This is a genomic window from Pseudoalteromonas byunsanensis, from assembly GCF_001854475.1.
In the GTDB taxonomy this organism is placed as follows: domain Bacteria; phylum Pseudomonadota; class Gammaproteobacteria; order Enterobacterales; family Alteromonadaceae; genus Pseudoalteromonas; species Pseudoalteromonas byunsanensis.
Genome location: NZ_MNAN01000037.1, coordinates 279,117 through 296,824, shown reverse-complemented (window position 1 = coordinate 296,824; position 17,708 = coordinate 279,117). Strand labels below are relative to the sequence as shown.

The 17,708-nt window shown below is 43.1% G+C and carries 17 protein-coding genes; 14 read left to right on the top strand and 3 right to left on the bottom strand.

Annotated features, from left to right (window positions below):
• Window positions 1-14: 14 nt before the first annotated feature.
• Window positions 15-773: a substrate-binding periplasmic protein gene (locus tag BIW53_RS19725; RefSeq protein WP_245699492.1), complete on the bottom strand. Its 759-nt coding sequence runs from the start codon at window positions 771-773 to the stop codon at window positions 15-17.
• A 354-nt stretch (window positions 774-1,127) separates the two neighbouring features.
• Here BIW53_RS19725 and BIW53_RS19720 point away from each other — a divergent pair, with 354 nt between their 5' ends.
• The 12 genes from BIW53_RS19720 (at window position 1,128) to BIW53_RS19665 (ending at window position 13,896) form a co-directional block, all read left to right on the top strand.
• The gene (locus BIW53_RS19720; RefSeq protein ID WP_070993878.1) at window positions 1,128-1,514 is read left to right on the top strand and encodes a diacylglycerol kinase; all 387 of its coding nucleotides are present in this window, start codon (window positions 1,128-1,130) and stop codon (window positions 1,512-1,514) included.
• A 182-nt stretch (window positions 1,515-1,696) separates the two neighbouring features.
• Window positions 1,697-2,362 carry a GntR family transcriptional regulator gene (locus BIW53_RS19715; protein WP_070993726.1) on the top strand — a complete coding sequence of 222 codons (666 nt, stop codon included), beginning with the start codon at window positions 1,697-1,699 and terminating at the stop codon, window positions 2,360-2,362.
• A gap of 12 nt (window positions 2,363-2,374) precedes the next feature.
• Window positions 2,375-3,265, top strand: coding sequence for a methylisocitrate lyase (prpB, locus tag BIW53_RS19710; RefSeq protein ID WP_070993725.1), 891 nt, complete (start codon window positions 2,375-2,377; stop codon window positions 3,263-3,265).
• Between the two features lie 96 nt (window positions 3,266-3,361).
• Window positions 3,362-4,483, top strand: a complete 1,122-nt coding sequence (gene prpC, locus BIW53_RS19705; protein WP_070993724.1) for a bifunctional 2-methylcitrate synthase/citrate synthase — start codon at window positions 3,362-3,364, stop codon at window positions 4,481-4,483.
• 74 nt (window positions 4,484-4,557) lie between these two features.
• On the top strand, window positions 4,558-7,149 hold the full coding sequence (gene acnD / locus BIW53_RS19700) for a Fe/S-dependent 2-methylisocitrate dehydratase AcnD (RefSeq protein ID WP_070993723.1): 2,592 nt from the start codon (window positions 4,558-4,560) through the stop codon (window positions 7,147-7,149).
• 63 nt (window positions 7,150-7,212) lie between these two features.
• On the top strand, window positions 7,213-8,385 hold the full coding sequence (prpF, locus tag BIW53_RS19695; protein WP_070993722.1) for a 2-methylaconitate cis-trans isomerase PrpF: 1,173 nt from the start codon (window positions 7,213-7,215) through the stop codon (window positions 8,383-8,385).
• Between the two features lie 88 nt (window positions 8,386-8,473).
• Entirely contained in the window at window positions 8,474-9,064 is a 591-nt protein-coding gene (locus BIW53_RS19690) for a LysE family translocator (RefSeq protein WP_070993721.1), read from the top strand.
• Window positions 9,065-9,088: 24 nt separating this feature from the next.
• Window positions 9,089-9,580 (top strand): GNAT family N-acetyltransferase, encoded by a 492-nt coding sequence (locus BIW53_RS19685; protein WP_245699491.1) that lies wholly within the window; start codon window positions 9,089-9,091, stop codon window positions 9,578-9,580.
• 29 nt (window positions 9,581-9,609) lie between these two features.
• Window positions 9,610-10,125, top strand: coding sequence for a GNAT family N-acetyltransferase (locus BIW53_RS19680; protein WP_070993720.1), 516 nt, complete (start codon window positions 9,610-9,612; stop codon window positions 10,123-10,125).
• Window positions 10,126-10,294: 169 nt separating this feature from the next.
• Complete coding sequence (locus BIW53_RS19675; RefSeq protein ID WP_070993719.1) at window positions 10,295-12,097, top strand: AAA family ATPase; 1,803 nt, start codon at window positions 10,295-10,297, stop codon at window positions 12,095-12,097.
• Entirely contained in the window at window positions 12,094-13,260 is a 1,167-nt protein-coding gene (locus BIW53_RS19670) for a hypothetical protein (RefSeq protein WP_070993718.1), read from the top strand. The genes BIW53_RS19675 and BIW53_RS19670 overlap by 4 nt, the downstream gene beginning before the upstream one ends.
• Before the next feature lie 138 nt (window positions 13,261-13,398).
• On the top strand, window positions 13,399-13,896 hold the full coding sequence (locus tag BIW53_RS19665) for a hypothetical protein (protein WP_070993717.1): 498 nt from the start codon (window positions 13,399-13,401) through the stop codon (window positions 13,894-13,896).
• Here BIW53_RS19665 and BIW53_RS19660 read toward each other — a convergent pair.
• Window positions 13,893-14,759 (bottom strand): LysR family transcriptional regulator, encoded by an 867-nt coding sequence (locus tag BIW53_RS19660; RefSeq protein WP_070993716.1) that lies wholly within the window; start codon window positions 14,757-14,759, stop codon window positions 13,893-13,895. The two genes, BIW53_RS19665 and BIW53_RS19660, sit on opposite strands and share 4 nt — an antisense overlap.
• A 301-nt stretch (window positions 14,760-15,060) precedes the next feature.
• Between BIW53_RS19660 and BIW53_RS19655 the strand changes: the two genes are divergently transcribed.
• Entirely contained in the window at window positions 15,061-15,552 is a 492-nt protein-coding gene (locus BIW53_RS19655) for a hypothetical protein (RefSeq protein WP_070993715.1), read from the top strand.
• 394 nt (window positions 15,553-15,946) lie between these two features.
• On the top strand, window positions 15,947-16,114 hold the full coding sequence (locus tag BIW53_RS21010) for a hypothetical protein (protein ID WP_175442177.1): 168 nt from the start codon (window positions 15,947-15,949) through the stop codon (window positions 16,112-16,114).
• Window positions 16,115-16,362: 248 nt separating this feature from the next.
• Here the strand turns inward: BIW53_RS21010 and BIW53_RS19650 are convergent, their stop codons facing one another.
• Window positions 16,363-17,616: a diguanylate cyclase gene (locus BIW53_RS19650; protein ID WP_175442176.1), complete on the bottom strand. Its 1,254-nt coding sequence runs from the start codon at window positions 17,614-17,616 to the stop codon at window positions 16,363-16,365.
• Window positions 17,617-17,708 lie beyond the last annotated feature (92 nt).

The following is a 17,708-nucleotide window of genomic DNA, read 5'->3' as shown; positions in this document are numbered from 1 at the left end:
AGGCGTCGTAACTTTTAATGATAACCAGAAAGCACCAGTTTATATGACTCGGTTCTTTTTACATCCTCAAATGCTAAGCGCAGCTTATTAATAACTTCATCGGGGGTATTAATATTGGCGGCCAAATACCCTTTTACCGAGAGGTTGGGTACACTGAATAAAAAACGAAAGTGGTCTTTTGGCAGGTTGAGAGCTTCCGCCATAGGTTGAATATAGCGAGGATCGTCTAACACTAAATCCACTTTATTTGTCACCAGCAGTTGATAAGAGCGTTCGATATCGGCGGTGAGTACATACTCAAACCCATATTGTTCTAGTTGTTCTGCGGCAATATCTCCACGTTGAACCGCAAGTCTGTACTTTTTAGCATCTTCTAATGACTCTACCTTAACGTCTTGACGATAATTATTGGTGACAAACCCCAGTTCAAACTTAGCCACAGCTCCAATCCAATGAAAGCTTTGCTCTCTCAGTGTGGTTTTGGCCATGCTGTATATTAAGGTGTTTTTACGCTCACTGGCGACTTTAAATGCTCTAGCCCATGGGTAAAGGTAGTAATTTGCATTTAGGTGAGCTTGCTCCACTATTTGTTTGACCAATTCGGTACTGGTGCCCCCAACAACGCCATTATCATAAGTCTGATTAGGTGGTGACAGTTCAGTGACGATGGTTAAATTTGGTAGGGCAGAAGCCGTGCTATGACTACTTAAGCACAAGCCACAGGGAAGCAGGCAAGCAAACAGCAAACAGTGAAGGTATTTATTTGCAACCACGGCGGTACCCAATTGATGTGTATGTGATAAGTGTAGCAAATAAGTTTAAAAGCAGCGTCATTTCGATCATTTAACTACTTGATAAGGTATTATTCTTTGCGCTTTTAAGGTGATTCTTCTTTCAACGCTTCGGTTGTGGTTTGGCCTGTCTTCGAAGTGATGAAGCGAAATAAACTTGCTACGCGCCACGACCTTTTTACTCTTCTTTTATTATTCGTTTGCATATTGCTTAGCTCAATAATGAGATGAAATACCATCTTGTTCACCAAATTAATGGCTTTAGCGTCTGTAATTTTGCAACATTTAGTGGGTAGGTTATTTGAAGTGAGCACTCAGTATAGGATGGAAATCTTGATGGAATTTGACACTAGCCGAAAACCGCGTGGACTTAAACGTATCTACTTTGCATTCAAACACTCAATACGTGGACTGAAATGGTTGGCGCGTAATGAATCGGCATTTCGCCAAGAAGTTGTACTACTCGCTATAACGCTGATGGTTATTTTTAGTATTGAAATTAGCCTGTATGAAAAGGTTGCTATGTTGTGCGCCACGCTATTTGTGATGTTTGCTGAGATCATCAATACCGCCATTGAAGCCACAATCGACCGTGTCAGTTTTGAGATACACCCGTTATCTGGTTTGGCGAAGGACTTAGGGTCTGCGGGAGTTTTGGTATCAATGGTGGTGTTTATGTGTGTTTGGGGTAGTTGTATTTATAGCAATTTCTTGGCGACATGATAGTTACACCGCAAGTATCAATAGAGTCTGAGGCTTAAACTCGTCATGGCTACTATTATTCATCATATTTATATAGGCTATAACTTAAATTGTCGACAATCTTCCTGTTGCCAGGTTGACGTTAACGTAAAGCAGCACTATATTGTCTACAACTTTTAATCACTCAGTGTATGCGGGCTAAGATGGAGTTTTTTCAAGAACAAGCCGTAACATCCTCAGATAAAGCCTTCTTTCGCCTTAGAAAGGAGATTGTTGAAGGGGTGATCCCGTCAGGCTCAAAACTGAGTGAAACCGAATTGTCGACAAAGTATCAGGTGAGTCGTGCGGTTGTTCGTGAAGCGATTAACCGTTTAGAAGCGTGCAATATCGTTGAACGTAGAGCCAATGTAGGCGCGCGGGTTGTATCGCTTAGCCCTGAGGGGTTGATTGAGCTCTATCAAGTAAGAGAGTCACTTGAAGGCATGGCTGCACGTTTAGCGGCTCAGCATATGAGTGCTCAGGAAATAACCGACCTCAACGCCTTACTGAATAGTCAATCTCATGAAGTCAAAAGCGCTGAGCTTTACTATCAAGAAGCGGGCGATCTGGATTTTCACTACCGTATCATTTTAGGCAGCAAAAATAGTCATCTGATTTCTATGCTGGTGAATGGCTTATACCACTTAGTGCGTATGTATCGCGTGCAACTCGGTATGGCCGGTCCAAGAGTCACCAGTGCTTTTGACGAACACAAGCATATCGTACAAGCCATCAGCAATCGTGACCCTGAATTAGCGGAAATGCTGATGCGTCGACATATCACATACTCAAAAAATAATATCGAAGCTAAGCTTCAAAACAGCTTATAAAGAGAGAGCATCATGACAGGATATAAAAGCGCAGGTAAAAAGTTTCGTGAGGCATTAGTCGCGAATCAACCATTGCAAATTGTAGGTACTATCAATGCCTACTCAGCCATCATGGCTAAAAAGATAGGCCATCAAGCTATTTATCTCTCTGGTGGTGGCGTGGCCAACGCTTCTTACGGTTTACCAGATTTAGGTATGACCTCACTAAATGATGTTATTGCAGATGTACAGCGTATTACATCGGCTTGTGATTTGCCTCTTATGGTAGACATTGATACGGGTTGGGGTGGTGCATTTAACATTGCTAAAACCATCCGAGATATGGAAAAAGCAGGCGCTGCTGCTGTACATATGGAAGATCAGGTGGCTCAGAAGCGTTGTGGTCACCGTCCAAATAAAGAGATCGTATCTACACAAGAAATGGTAGACCGCATTAAAGCTGCAGTAGATGCTCGCACTGACTCTGACTTTTTCATTATGGCGCGTACAGATGCTTTCGCACAGGAAGGGCTAGAGGCGGCTATTGAGCGCGCGAAAGCCTATGTGGCAGCGGGCGCGGATGGCATTTTCGCTGAGGCTGTGCAAACCGAAGAGCATTACCGAGCGTTCAGTGAAGCGTTAGATGTACCAATTTTGGCGAACATCACCGAATTTGGCAAAACTGAGCTGTGGAACAAAGATCAACTGGCTCAATGGGGCGTTGATATGGTGCTTTACCCATTAAGTGCGTTTCGAGCGATGAACAAAGCAGCCGAGTTGGTGTACCAAACAATTTTGTCGGACGGCGATCAAAAAGCGGTCATCGACACCATGCAAACGCGTATGGATTTATATGATTACCTTGGTTATCACGATTACGAGCAGAAGCTTGATTCATTGTTTGCCGAAGGTAAAAACAAGTAATTAGAGAAAAAATTTTGGTGGGTCAGTGCGTTATTATCACCTTGGCCCATCAGCTAAGAATAATATTCAGCAGGTAAAAATTCAGGAGACAACAAAATGGCAAAAGTACTAAGCGGTGCTGGCCTTCGTGGCCAGGTAGCAGGGAAAACAGCACTATCAACAGTTGGGAAATCAGGTTCAGGTCTAACTTATCGTGGTTATGATGTTAAAGAGTTGGCTGAGCACTGTGATTTTGAAGAAGTAGCGTATCTTATCCTAAAAGGCCACTTACCTACTCAGGCTGAACTAGACAGCTATAAAGGCGAGTTACGTTCAATGCGTGGTTTACCACAGGCGCTAAAAGAAGTGTTAGAGCGTATCCCAGCTGATGCTCACCCAATGGATGTGTTACGTACAGGTTGCTCAATGCTAGGTAACTTAGAAGGTGAAACGAGCTTTGACTTACAAGGCAAAGTTACTGACCGCATGCTGGCGTGTTTCCCAAGCATTATTTGTTACTGGTATCGTTTTAGTCACGATGGTGTACGTATTAATGTGGAAACCGATGATGACTCTATCGGTGCTCACTTCCTACACATGTTACATGGTAAAAAACCAAACGATTTGCACGAACGTGTGATGCATGTTTCTCTGATCCTTTATGCTGAGCATGAGTTTAACGCATCGACTTTCACGGCTCGTGTATGTGCCTCAACGCTTTCAGATATGCATTCATGTGTTACCGGTGCGATTGGCTCATTACGTGGCCCACTGCACGGTGGCGCAAATGAGGCTGCAATGGATATGATCCAAGGCTTCACATCGGCTGAGCACGCTGAACAAGAAATGATGGGTATGCTAGAGCGTAAAGAGAAAATCATGGGCTTTGGCCACGCGATTTACTCAGAATGTGACCCGCGTAACGAAATCATCAAGCTGTGGTCAGAAAAGCTTGCCAAAGACGTTGGTGATACGGTGCTTTACCCGGTATCAGTACGTTGTGAAGAAGTTATGTGGCGTGAGAAAAAATTGTTCTGTAACGCAGACTTCTTCCATGCATCAGCATACAACTTTATGGGAATTCCAACGAAACTATTTACCCCTATCTTTGTAATGTCACGCTTAACAGGTTGGGCTGCACATGTGATGGAACAGCGTGCGGACAACCGCATCATCCGTCCATCAGCTGAATATACAGGCGAAGAATTGCGTCCTGTACCGCCAATTTCAGGGCGTTAATCAATTGCTTATGCGGCTAACAGGTGTTAGCCGCTAGCTATTTTGTCCGTCATCAAATTCCAATGGGTGTAGTTATGAATACCAAATACCGTAAGCTGTTGCCTAACTCGCAACTGAGCTTTTATGACACACGTGAAGCAGTCGATTCTCTTAAACCAGGTGCCTATGACACCTTGCCTTATACATCGCGTGTGCTTGCTGAAAACCTAGTACGTCGTTGTGAACCAGAAAAGCTGGATGACTGTCTGACTCAGATCATTGAGCGTCGTCGTGATTTAGATTTTCCTTGGTTTCCGGCACGTGTTGTATGTCATGACATTCTTGGTCAAACAGCCTTGGTCGACCTTGCAGGTTTACGTGATGCCATTGCGGCTAAAGGAGGTGATCCCTCCAAAGTGAACCCAGTTGTGCCAACTCAATTGATTGTTGACCACTCATTGGCTGTCGAGCACGCGGGCTTTGAAAAAGATGCTTTTGAAAAAAACCGTGCTATCGAAGACAGACGTAACGAAGATAGATTCCATTTTATCAACTGGACGAAAACAGCATTTAAAAATGTTGACGTTATCCAACCGGGTAATGGCATCATGCATCAAATTAATCTTGAGAAAATGTCACCAGTTATTCATGCCAGAGACGGTGTAGCGTTTCCTGATACCTTAGTGGGTACGGACAGTCATACACCACATGTAGATGCTTTGGGCGTTATTGCCGTGGGTGTGGGTGGCCTTGAAGCAGAGAGCGTGATGTTGGGTCGTGCTTCATACATGCGCTTGCCAGATATTGTCGGCGTAGAGTTGACGGGTAAAGCTCAGCCAGGCATTACCGCAACCGATATTGTCCTTGCTATTACAGAGTTTTTGCGTGCTGAAAAAGTGGTTGGCGCATACCTTGAATTCTATGGTGAGGGTGCTGCGAGTTTAACTTTGGGTGACAGAGCGACCATCTCAAATATGACACCAGAATATGGGGCAACGGCCGCCATGTTCTATATCGATCAACAAACCATTGATTATCTTAAACTGACAGGCCGTGATGATGAGCAAGTCCGTTTAGTAGAAAGCTATGCAAAGCATACGGGCCTTTGGGCTGATAGCCTTGAAAGTGCACAGTACGAGCGTGTTCTTAAATTTGATTTATCTTCGGTTGGTCGTAATATCGCGGGTCCTTCAAATCCACACAAACGTGTCGCAACAGCGGACTTAGCTAAAGCAGGCATTTCGGGCGTTGTTGAAAACGAAGAAGGTAAAATGCCAGATGGTGCGGTGATCATCGCTGCCATCACCAGCTGTACTAACACCAGTAACCCGCGCAATGTAATTGCGGCAGGCTTGCTAGCGCGTAATGCAAACGCGAAAGGTTTAGTGCGTAAACCTTGGGTGAAAACTTCATTGGCTCCAGGCTCAAAAGCGGTAAAAATGTATCTTGAAGAAGCCAACCTACTGCCTGAGTTAGAGCAATTGGGCTTTGGGATTGTAGCGTTTGCGTGTACGACGTGTAATGGTATGAGTGGTGCCCTTGACCCGAAAATTCAGCAAGAATTGATTGACCGTGACCTATATGCCACTGCGGTACTATCAGGCAACCGTAACTTTGATGGCCGTATTCACCCTTATGCAAAACAGGCGTTTTTAGCATCCCCTCCATTGGTTGTGGCGTATGCCATTGCTGGGACTATCCGTTTTGATATTGAAAAGGATATATTAGGCCATGATACCCAAGGTAATCCTATTACTTTGAAAGACCTATGGCCGAGTGACGAAGAAATTGATGCAGTAATCGCTAAAAGCGTGAAGCCAGAGCAGTTCCGCCAAGTCTACGAACCGATGTTTGACTTAACGGTTGATTACGGCGAGCACAATAACCCGCTGTATGATTGGCGTGAAATGAGTACCTATATTCGCCGTCCACCATACTGGGAAGGCGCACTGGCGGCGGAACGTACCATGAAAGGGATGAGACCGCTGGCAGTACTAGGTGACAACATCACAACGGATCATCTGTCTCCATCAAATGCTATTATGGCCAGCAGCGCCGCAGGTGAGTACTTAGCGAAAATGGGCTTGCCAGAAGAAGACTTTAATTCCTATGCAACACACCGAGGCGATCACTTAACGGCTCAGCGTGCAACGTTCGCTAACCCAAAACTGTTCAATGAAATGGTACGTGATGAACATGGAGAGGTGAAACAAGGGTCATTGGCGCGTCTTGAACCTGAAGGTCAAGAAATTCGTATGTGGGAGGCCATTGAAACCTACATGAAGCGTAAGCAGCCTCTGATCATTGTCGCTGGTGCTGATTATGGACAAGGGTCTTCGCGAGACTGGGCAGCTAAAGGCGTTCGTTTAGCCGGCGTTGAAGTTATCGCTGCTGAGGGGTTTGAGCGTATTCACCGTACCAACTTGATTGGTATGGGTGTATTACCGCTTGAATTTAAAGCGGGCACGACTCGCAAGACGTTGGCTATAGATGGTACTGAAACTTTCGACGTAGAAGGTGAGCCAAGTCCTGGTGCAACGTTGACACTGGTTATTAACCGTAGCAATGGAGAGCGTGTTGAAGTGCCAATGACGTGCCGATTGGATACTGGCGAAGAAGTATCGATTTACTCGGCAGGGGGCGTATTACAGCGTTTTGCTAAAGACTTTTTAGAAGCCAATACATAACTTTCAATAACATTTGGCCCTATTTATTAGGGCCTTGGATGATGCTTTTTACAGGAACAAGCAATGTCTTTTAAGCCACAAATTAAAGTGCCTGCAACCTACATGCGTGGTGGCACCAGTAAAGGGGTGTTCTTTAACCTCACTGATTTACCTCCACAAGCGCAAGAAGCGGGCCCTGAACGCGATGCTTTGTTGCTGCGCGTGATTGGTAGCCCAGATCCATACGGTAAGCATACCGATGGTATGGGGGGAGCCACATCAAGTACCAGCAAAACGGTTATTTTGTCAAAAAGCACACAAGCTGATCATGATGTGGATTACTTATTTGGTCAGGTTGCTATTGATAAACCATTCATCGATTGGAGCGGAAATTGCGGTAATTTAACAGCCGCAGTGGGGTCGTTCGCTATCAGTAATGGTTTAGTAGACGCCGAGCGCATTCCTCAAAATGGCATCGCTGTAGTGCGTATCTGGCAAGCTAACATCAAGAAAACTATTATTGCCCACGTGCCTATTACTGATGGAGAAGTTCAGGAAACAGGTGATTTTGAACTTGATGGCGTCACTTTCCCTGCGGCAGAAGTTGTGGTGGAGTTTATGGACCCAGCAGATGGTGAGGGTGCCATGTTCCCGTCAGGCAACTTGGTCGATATGTTGGAAGTGCCTCAAATTGGTAAGTTTGCGGTAACCATGATTAATGCAGGTATACCGACATTGTTTTTTAATGCCGATGAACTCGGTTACACAGGCACAGAATTACAAGAAGCGATTAACGGTGACGATACTGCATTGGCGCGATTTGAAACAATTCGTGCTTATGGTGCTTTAAAAATGGGCTTAATAAGCTCTTTGGAAGAAGCTGTAACGCGCCAACATACACCCAAAATAGCATTTGTAAGCAAAGCACAAAGTTACTTGGCATCTAGTGGTAAACAGATCAACGCACAAGATATTGATATCTGTGTGCGTGCTTTATCGATGGGTAAATTACACCATGCCATGATGGGAACCGCTGCTGTTGCAATCGCGACTGCGGCTGCCATCCCTGGAACATTGGTGAATTTAGCCGCAGGCGGTGGAGCGCGTGAGAGCGTCACTTTTGGACATCCTTCGGGCACCTTACGTGTAGGCGCCGCAGCTCAGTATATTGATGGACAATGGCAAGCTGAAAAAGCGGTAATGAGCCGCAGTGCGCGAGTACTGATGGAAGGACATGTAAGAGTGCCTCAAGCATAGAAGCGCACAGAACACATTTTGTTGGTAATGTTACCAAGGCCCACACTGGGCCTTTTTTATCGCATTAATTTAATAGAGAAAGAACACAATGGAATTGGTTTTATCTTTAGCGCTAACAACGGCGTTATTGCTAGGCTCGCCTGGCCCTGCACCGCTGGCTTTGGCAGGAGTAGGCGCGAGCTTTGGATTTCGTCAGGGAAGTGGGTTTCTAGCCGGGATCTTAGGTGGCCTGTTAGTAGTGATCATCCTAGTGGCGGCCGGACTTGGCACCTTATTCACCGCTTACCCAACGATTAGAATGGTTTGTCAGTTTGCCGCCGCAGGTTATTTGTGCTTTGTGGCATATCGAATAGCCATGGCTGAGGGCGGAATAGCGTCTCAAACTGGTCAACCGCCAGCATTCAAAGATGGTTTTATTTTAAATCTGATTAATCCTAAAGCTTACGCCGCATTTCTAGCAATTTTTGCTAATAACATGCTGCAAATCCACAGCCCATTAATCGACTTACTGCTTACGGCGAGCATTTGTTTTTTGGTGGCCGTGACAGTTGATACGCTATGGATGGTAGCTGGTGCGAAACTCAGACCTTTGTTTGCAAGACCTAAACAGGCGAGGAAGTTACGCTTGGGGTTTGCTTTGGCATTAGTGACTAGCGTCTTGTTTGCAATTGCAGGCTAGTTTGATATTTTAGGGGCATCAGCAATGGATTTTAATTACCATATGCAAGCCATTGAGCCAACAGATCCGCATATTTTACAACTAATGACTTGGTTCAATAACTCTCAGGAGTTACAGATGTGGGCTGGGCCAAATTTTCGTTACCCGTTTGATTTGATATCTTTTAAAGCTGATTTGGGGCTTTATGAGTCCAAGAGTTTAGCGTTACAGTCGGCCAGCGGTGAGTTAGTGGCTTTTGGTCAATACTATTTGCGCTCTGGCTGTTGTCATCTTGCACGCCTAGCTGTCAACCCTACGCAACGAGGCGCAGGGATTGTAAATAGGTTGCTGAGCGAGTTGTGTAAACGGGGTTTACAGTCACTTCAAGTGCAGCAATGCTCGCTGTTTGTATATCGTGATAACGTGTCTGCGATCAAAGCTTATGAACGCTTTGGATTTAAGCAAACGGAGTTTTTTGATGGTGCAGCATCATTGCAAGGGGTGATTTATATGAGAAAAGACGCCCTCAGCTGTTAATAACCCAGTCATTAGAGTAAGGAAACCAGGTGCAACCGACCATCACTACAAAACGTCTATTACTGCGGCCTTTTAACCGCAATGATGCTGCGACTGTAGCAAGGCTTGCAGGGGATAAGCGAGTCAGTGATATGACTAAAAATATCCCTTATCCATACTCAGAAGACATGGCGGTGGATTGGATTTGCAGCCACGAGTCTGAGTATGAAAGTGGCCGTAGTGTTGTATATGCTATTACTCTAAAAAGTGATGACGCCGTGATTGGTGCCTTGGGTTTTGTAGAGATAACCGATAATGTGGGTACCTTGGGATACTGGTTGGGGTGCGACTATTGGGGGCAAGGAATCACACCAGAGGCGGTAAATGGGATGGTCAACTATTACAAAGAGCATCACAATCTCAAGGGACTTGCCGCGACTCACTTTGTGGAAAATCATCGTTCCCGAGCTGTCATTGGAAAGCTGGGCTTAAGCTATGTGGAAGATACCGAGATTGAGCTACAGGGTAAGCAAAGAGCAATCAGTGTTCATCGCATGATGTTTTAATTCCTTTGTTACACCAGTTGGCATTACAAGTGCGCATAGCTATCTAAGAGTACATTGAAAACTCATATACAGGTCTGTTTTTAATGGTAATTTACTCAAAATGACAATTGTGCTTGTAGAGTGATTAAATTACATTAGCAACGTAGCAGAGTTTAATGGAGTACATCTAGTGCAGCTGGAGTATTTGTATGTGGAAGACTACGGACCTTTAAAAAATAGAGGGATAAAAGTAGGTGGTTGTTATGAAATAACGCAGAGCATAAACTGTTTTGAAGTGACTAAAAGTAATATGCCAGCGGATTTTTACTCTCAAAAAGAGCTTAAATTAACGGCTTTTTTTGGACGCAATGGTTCAGGGAAAACCAAAGCAACAGAGTTACTCAAGCTGGTATATCAGGCAGATAGCACTGAACTACCAGAGGGGATCACGGCGCTTTTTACCATCGCAGGTAAACTGTGCTACAGCACTACATCGACACAAAATATAGCGTTTAACTACCACAGTGTGCCAGTTGAAAAAGTTGAATGGTCAACCATTTCTCAACAAATGCGAGGGCTTATTTATTATTCCCCTCTCACAGAGCCTCTCTCATTAGGTCTTGAAATCAATTCCACATCTGAATTTTCCTATTTAGATATATCCAATTCGAGCTTAAATCATCGTCTTTATCATACTGTTGGAAAGCGACAGGATATCAAAGCGATTTTTGAGCTAATTACCAAGTTCAAGCTAGCGCAGCCCAATGAATGCACAGTCCCAATACAGCTGAAACAATCTAGTGCTCCTATGCAGGTTACATTAGATGTTTATCGAAAACGGCTCAAATTAAAAAGGTTGCTCAAAGAAGGGATCAAGGTAAATCTTGCTAGCTGTATAAAATTCATTAATAAGAATGGTCTGCCCGATACGAATTCAGAATTAGAATACCTACTAAGCGACTACCTGAACGAAGAGAGTGAACTTTTTTCCAATATGAAGGAGTTTAAGGAGGTAGTAGGTGCTTGTTTAAGAGAAGGTAGACATCCAGTCGATAAGTATTTCTATCTGAGCTTTAAATCAAACTATGTCGATGCCATTTTGCAAATTCTAGAGCGGAAAAAGGATAAGTATCATTGTCTATATGCAGAACATTTTTGTCATACGCTTTTTGAGAGGCAAAAGCAGCTCGCAAGAGATGAGGTATTTAACAGCATAACTTGGATACATGACCGACTGCTTTTCTTGCTCAAAGAAAACGTAAAGTATGCCTCAGACTCCAACATTTTTGTTTGTACCCAACACAAAAAGAACGGTGTAGAAGTCAGGCTTGCAGTGAGTGATTTATTGAGCAACTTTGAAGAAGGAGAATTGAAAGATGGCGTGATAACGCTTGATATTAAGTCGTTTGAGTCTTTCAAGCTGCTTAATGAATTTCAGAGCGATGCAAAAAGCCTGTTCCCGCCTATTCATTTTAGTTGGAAAAGTATCAGTTCCGGCGAGTACTCGTTATTGACGATGTTATCGAGACTTCATGAGGCTGCGTGTAATACCCCGATAAAAGACAATATCACCGTCATTATAGATGAAGGAGAGATTTGTCTGCACCCAGAGCTGCAAAGGTCATATGTTGCTAATCTGATAAAGTATATGGATGCCCTCTTCTGTGAATTCAGCCATGTCAATGTGGTGATCACCTCTCACTCACCACTAATTCTGTCAGATATTCCGAGTCACTCCCTGAATATGATGGACTCTGATGAACAGCGGGGATACTTTGGTGCCAATTTATATGACTTGTTTGCAGACGGTTTTGCGGTTGATAACATTCTTAGCGAATTCGCCTATAGACGAATAACGGATCTTTGCGAAAGCATGAACGAAGGTAGGTTGAAGCACGTATCGCGCCAAGACAGCTATATTGTCAATGAAATTAATAACCCGATGTTAGAAAAAGTTATCAGCGATATGATGAACAAACGAGACGCCTCATGATCAATATCAGTCATGTACTAACACCACAGGTCATCGAATGGCACGTAGATAGCGTCAGGAAGAGATTTCACTCTATTTTGAAAAACAGCCCAGAGCTTAAAGAGCTTTCTCGTATGGAGGCGAGATTCTATCGTGATATTTGTGTTGCAAAAGCTACGTGTCGAGAGTTAATAGGTTGCTCAGCCGAACAGTTATCTACATTTTTTACATCAGCCCTGTTTGAAAAGCATAAGTTGTATTTTGTTTTGTGTTTGTCACAAGAACTGCGAAAGCCCTACGAAACGCAACCCTTTTTCCAACATTTTGTCACCAACCTGCCCAGAGACTTTTATCAGAACGGCATAGCACAAAATGTAGAAGACATCTCGCAAATGGTTCGACGCAGAGCGGCAACGTTTTTTGGTTATGGTTACTTTTCTAAAGTGATAGGAAAGAAATTCGACAAAGAGCAGTGGAATGGCTATTCGTTTTCAAAAAAGCTTGAAGTCAAAGTATGCCCTACCTGTAACAGCGCAGATAGTAGTACGGTCTATGAGGAACAAGCAGAAATAGAAGGCAAAGTTAGCGTTGTCTGTCGAGCGCCGCTTGATCACTATTACAGCAAGAGTAAGTACCCATTCTTTGCAATGACGGCAGCTAATTTGATCCCAAGCTGTGAAAGGTGTAACAGCTCTTTAAAAAGAGAAACTGATTATATGTATAAACCCCACCTTCGACCTTACAAGGAAGGTCTTGAAGACTACGCCACTTTTATATGTGAGCCAAAAGCAGCAATACAGGATGTAATAAAAGCAGCTTGCAACCCAAAGTATGTTAAAGCTCACAATTATAGATTTGATGTATTGTGTAAACAGTTGAATCAAAAAGGGGTAGCAAGATTAGCCAATGAAAGAAGCAAGAACTCTTTGTCAGACATGGGGATATTGCAGCGTTACAATGAGAACGTTGAGCAGCATCAGGCGTTTTTGGTTAAGTTGTTTTTTACTACTGAGCACTTTGTTGAACAGCAATTGGGGTTCTTTCATGGCTTCACTAAAAAAGAAGTAATAGAGAATTACCTAGAAGTAGATTTCAGTGGCGTGGATGTGACCTATAAACCTTACGCTTTGCTTAAGAAGCATGTTAGCCAGTCTATTTTGGACAAAAACAACGTTCAATATTAGTAATTAGTTGGCCGGGTGCAAATTTGTTTCGTATCAGGCCATAGATAGGTCCTATGCTACTCATTGCTAACTCCTATTTTATGTTGTGAAGGTAAGTCCATATGATTGCGTCATACAACATAAAAAGGAGTCATTAATATGATCACACACATTTTTAGTAAGCGTTTGTCTGCATCACTTATCTGTGCCGCGATGGCACTCCCTGCCCTGGCAAGTCCTGGAGATTGGATCAATACCAGTGGTGATTTCGCCACCTTAAATCCTGAAGCATCGCAAGTGCGCTTTGCTGTGCAATATCCACAGCTTCGAGATGCAAACTGCGGTATTGGCATTGCGCTTAATGGCTTCAATAGCCACGAGCGCTATTATCGCGAGTTACTTGAGCATATTGAAGTAAAGACGATTTATATGACCAACCGTGGCCTGTACGAGTTACAGCCATCATCCATCACGCGTGATGGTATTTTGTATCCATTTGACTATTACGTTCAATATTATGCGACATATGTCACTATTAGCACCAAAGATGGCCGTACCTTCGGGGAAGTGTTCGATGGTATGTCTAGCTTTAATAGTATCTACGCGTTAACCAGTGCGCTTAGCTGTAAGCAGCTTGAAGATGCGAAAGAAAATTAATCTGACTGTTCGCGCAGTACGGCTTTGATTTCCTGCTTTAAATTGTGACTCACCGTACTATTTTGAATATCAAAACGATGGATGAGACATAATTCATCTGTCACCATTGCATCGTTATGCTCGTAGCGATGCAATGGTTCCATACTCTTATTAGCAACCCGTTGCGGTAGGATCCCCACGCCAATACCTTTGGCAACCAAACACGCAATGACTTCTAGGTTGTTCGAGTGTTCTACTTGAAATTGATTTAAATTTATAGCTTTAAGTAGTGCCTGAGATTGTTTTAGGTTTGGGTCACAGTATAAAATGACTCGTTCATTTGCGTTTTGAACACTGTCAAAGGTGGGGCCGCGCCACAGTGTCACTTCATCTAAAAATAATTTATGGATCACCAAATCAGGATGGCGAATTGGGTTGATCACAAGACCGAAGTCTATTTCACAGCCGACTACCTGTTCGGTAATTTTACGCGATAGATCATGTACCAAGTTAAGCTTTAAATTGGGATATTTGCTCTTCAGTGCGGGCAATAGATGCGGCAAGGTATAAAGCGCTACGGATGGGTGACAGCCGATTGAGAAAGTGCCAAGCATATCGGTTCCCGCTCGGATCACATTCGCCTGTAGTTGCTCCCAGTCGGCCATGAATTTACGACTGTGCTCCGCCAGAGCGGCACCAGAGCGAGTCAGTTGCACACCATTTCGACTTCTGATCACCAGTTGTGTGTTAAAACTCTGCTCCAAGCGCTTTATTGCTGCGCTCATACTGGGTTGAGTGATCCCAAGGCGCTGAGCGGCTCTTGAGAGGTTCTGAGTGTTTGCCACTTCTTCAAAATAGCTTAAATCATCAAATGATGGTCGCATTGTCTTCCTTCACATTACTTTAACTTATTCTAAAGTGTGTAACTATAAAGGGTATATGGTTTATATGTGAACTTTGTTTGCTTTATCTCCTAGTATGGAGCATGTTTATTTATTTTAATTTTTAAAATCAATTAATTAGTTTTTAATTCTGTCGCGAGTTTAAAGCAGAGTAGCGCAGCGTTTACCTATTTCAGTATTATATATTTAGAGTATGTTAATTGTTATTAACTTTTATTTTACATTGTAATTCACTATATCTATCATAGATCATGACCTCAACCTACAATAAGGAATATTGAAAATGATGACAGGTAAAACCAAAACGGCCCTTCAATGTGGACTACTATCTTTAGCTGGTGTGGTGTCTGCTTTGCCAGTATCTGCAAATCCGGCTGAATGGCTCAAAAGTAGCGGAGATTTTGCTACCTTGCACCGAGATGCCAGTGAAGTAACATTTTTTGTTAACAACGTTTACCCTATGGGTGGGAATTGTGGCGTAGGCATTGCCTTTAATAAAACCAACCGCCATGAGCGCTATTATCGCGAGTTGCAGGCTCAGATTAAGGTAGAGTCAACACATTTAACCAGCAGTGGTGCTTATGAGTTGCATCCGAGCAGTATTAGTCGCCACAGTATATTGTACCCTTTTAATTATGCCTCTTCACGACACTACGATACACATGTCACAATCAGTACCAAAGATGGCAACACTTTTGGTGAGTTATTCAAAGCAATGTCGGTTTATTATGATATTCATGTGTTGGTAAGTGCTGTGTCTTGCGAGCAATTATAATTGGCATATTTGCTCTTATTTTGTTTTTCACTTCTTATTAATACCAGCTGTTCGAGAGGGTAAAGTTTAGCAAAATCAACTTGTTGAAATTTACTCTATTGAATTGACGGTTACCCAGTGAATACCATGGTATTGCAGTGTAAGTGGGATCATGGTGTTTATTCTTTACACTATATTGAATATTTTTAAGCGAACCTAGTAATATACTCTTGCGCTCAATAAAGATACAGGTTTAGGATATTGTTCCGTTTATCGCTTCTAATGCTTCAGTTAAGGAAAAAGAAATACAAATACATAGGGTGGTTTTGCCAAATCGTTATTTGGTAGTTAGGTTGTACCTGTGTTTTTATGAAGTTGAAGGAGTCCAATAGCTTAACAACAAGGAACTAAAAGCATGAAAACTTCACTATTACTAAAGTCAAAAAAATTAAAAGAGCTTTCACTGTCTAATGCTAAACAGGTCAATGGCGGCGAATTTGGGATACCAGTGACGCTTCCACCACCTGCACAAGGACGACATGGAACGCATAGATATACATCAGTAAAAACGTTTAAATGTTAAATGTATAGCACAGGGGAGTGGCTTAATTAGCCATTTGATAAATAAAGGCTAATTAAGTTTTTGTGTAATGGTTTTTATCAGTTGTTACCATGTTGTGCTTTGTCTCAAGACATCGCACTGAATACGCAATATATTTTACAATTTTGCCAGGGAGCAATCGTTTGGCAAGATGATGTGCATTTTAAAGCTAGTTGACGCTTAACTGTGTACGGCTAGCTTTTAGCATTCGCCTAAACCTAGGCGCTGACTTAACAATCAGTACTTGCCATAAATACCCTATTTCGGCCATGATCTTTTGCTTTATAAAGAGCTTGGTCGGCATGCTTGATGAGTGTTTCACTTGTTTTTCCGTGTTCAGGAAAAACAGCAACGCCCATACTGATAGTGAGGGGGCTTACTTTTCGCTCTTCTATAATGATCATTTGAGAGGCCACTTTTTGCCTTAATTTATCAGCAATCATGTAGGCTGCATTGCTAGCGCAGTGAGGCAAGATAATGACGAACTCCTCACCGCCATAGCGACAGGCTTTATCATTATCACGTATGCCATTTTTGAGCGTTTGTGCGACTGCTTTTAGAGCTTCGTCTCCGTCAAGGTGCCCATATGTGTCGTTGAACTGTTTAAAGTGATCGATATCACAAATAATGACACTCACGGGATAACTACCTTGCCGTGCAAGATTGAGCTCCAGTTCGATTTGTTCATTGAATTTACGTCGGTTGAGTAAACCGGTAAGGCCGTCCATGTTGGCCTCCAGTTCGAGCGCTTTATGCTGTTCAATGATTTTATTTTTCATGCTGTTGAAGGTATGTGCGACACTGGCCATCTCCATAGGGGTGCCAATATCAATGTGGTGACTTGTGTCACCTGTGGCGAATTTAGACGCGCCTTCTGTAAGCTTGTTCATGCTACAAAGTAACGAACGATTTAAAATGAGTAGGCCCAGTAAACCAATCAAAGTAGCGCTTAGCAGTACTAAAACAAACATTTTATTGGCGAATTCAAGAGTCTCTAGCACTTGGTGGCGTAATTGTTCGTTTTGTTGTTGTAAGTCTTCGTATACTTGTTCTAGTTTGTAGCCAAGTGCGCTTATTTCATTTTCGAATGTAATAACTTTGCTCCCAAATGCAGGACTCATATGAGTATGAGGCTCGCGTAAAATCACCTCAGAATGCGCTGCAACTCTTAGCCATTGTTGCTGTGCGCTCGCAAGATCATCTTTTAGTTGGACGTAAGCTGAATTTGAAGCTTCACTTAATCGCGAGAAAGCATTATCAATTCGTTGTGCCTGAATAGCATACTCTTCACTGAGGTTAGGCTCGGCGTTTATCGCAAAGCCCGTAACCGTTCTGGATACATCCCAAAGAGTGGTTTGTAGTTCATTGATAGGGCTTAAAATACCGATCTGTTCAGATGTGAGGTCAAGTAATGGATTTACGATGCGTTCGTGAACAAATATATAGGTCAAAATAGAAAAAGCTATAAAAGGGGAAATAGTCATTATTAGCCCTGAGGTGAGCCAAAATCGCAAAGAGCGTTTTTGCCAAAAGCGAACAGCGCTATGATACATTGCCGCGTTACCTTTATAACTTA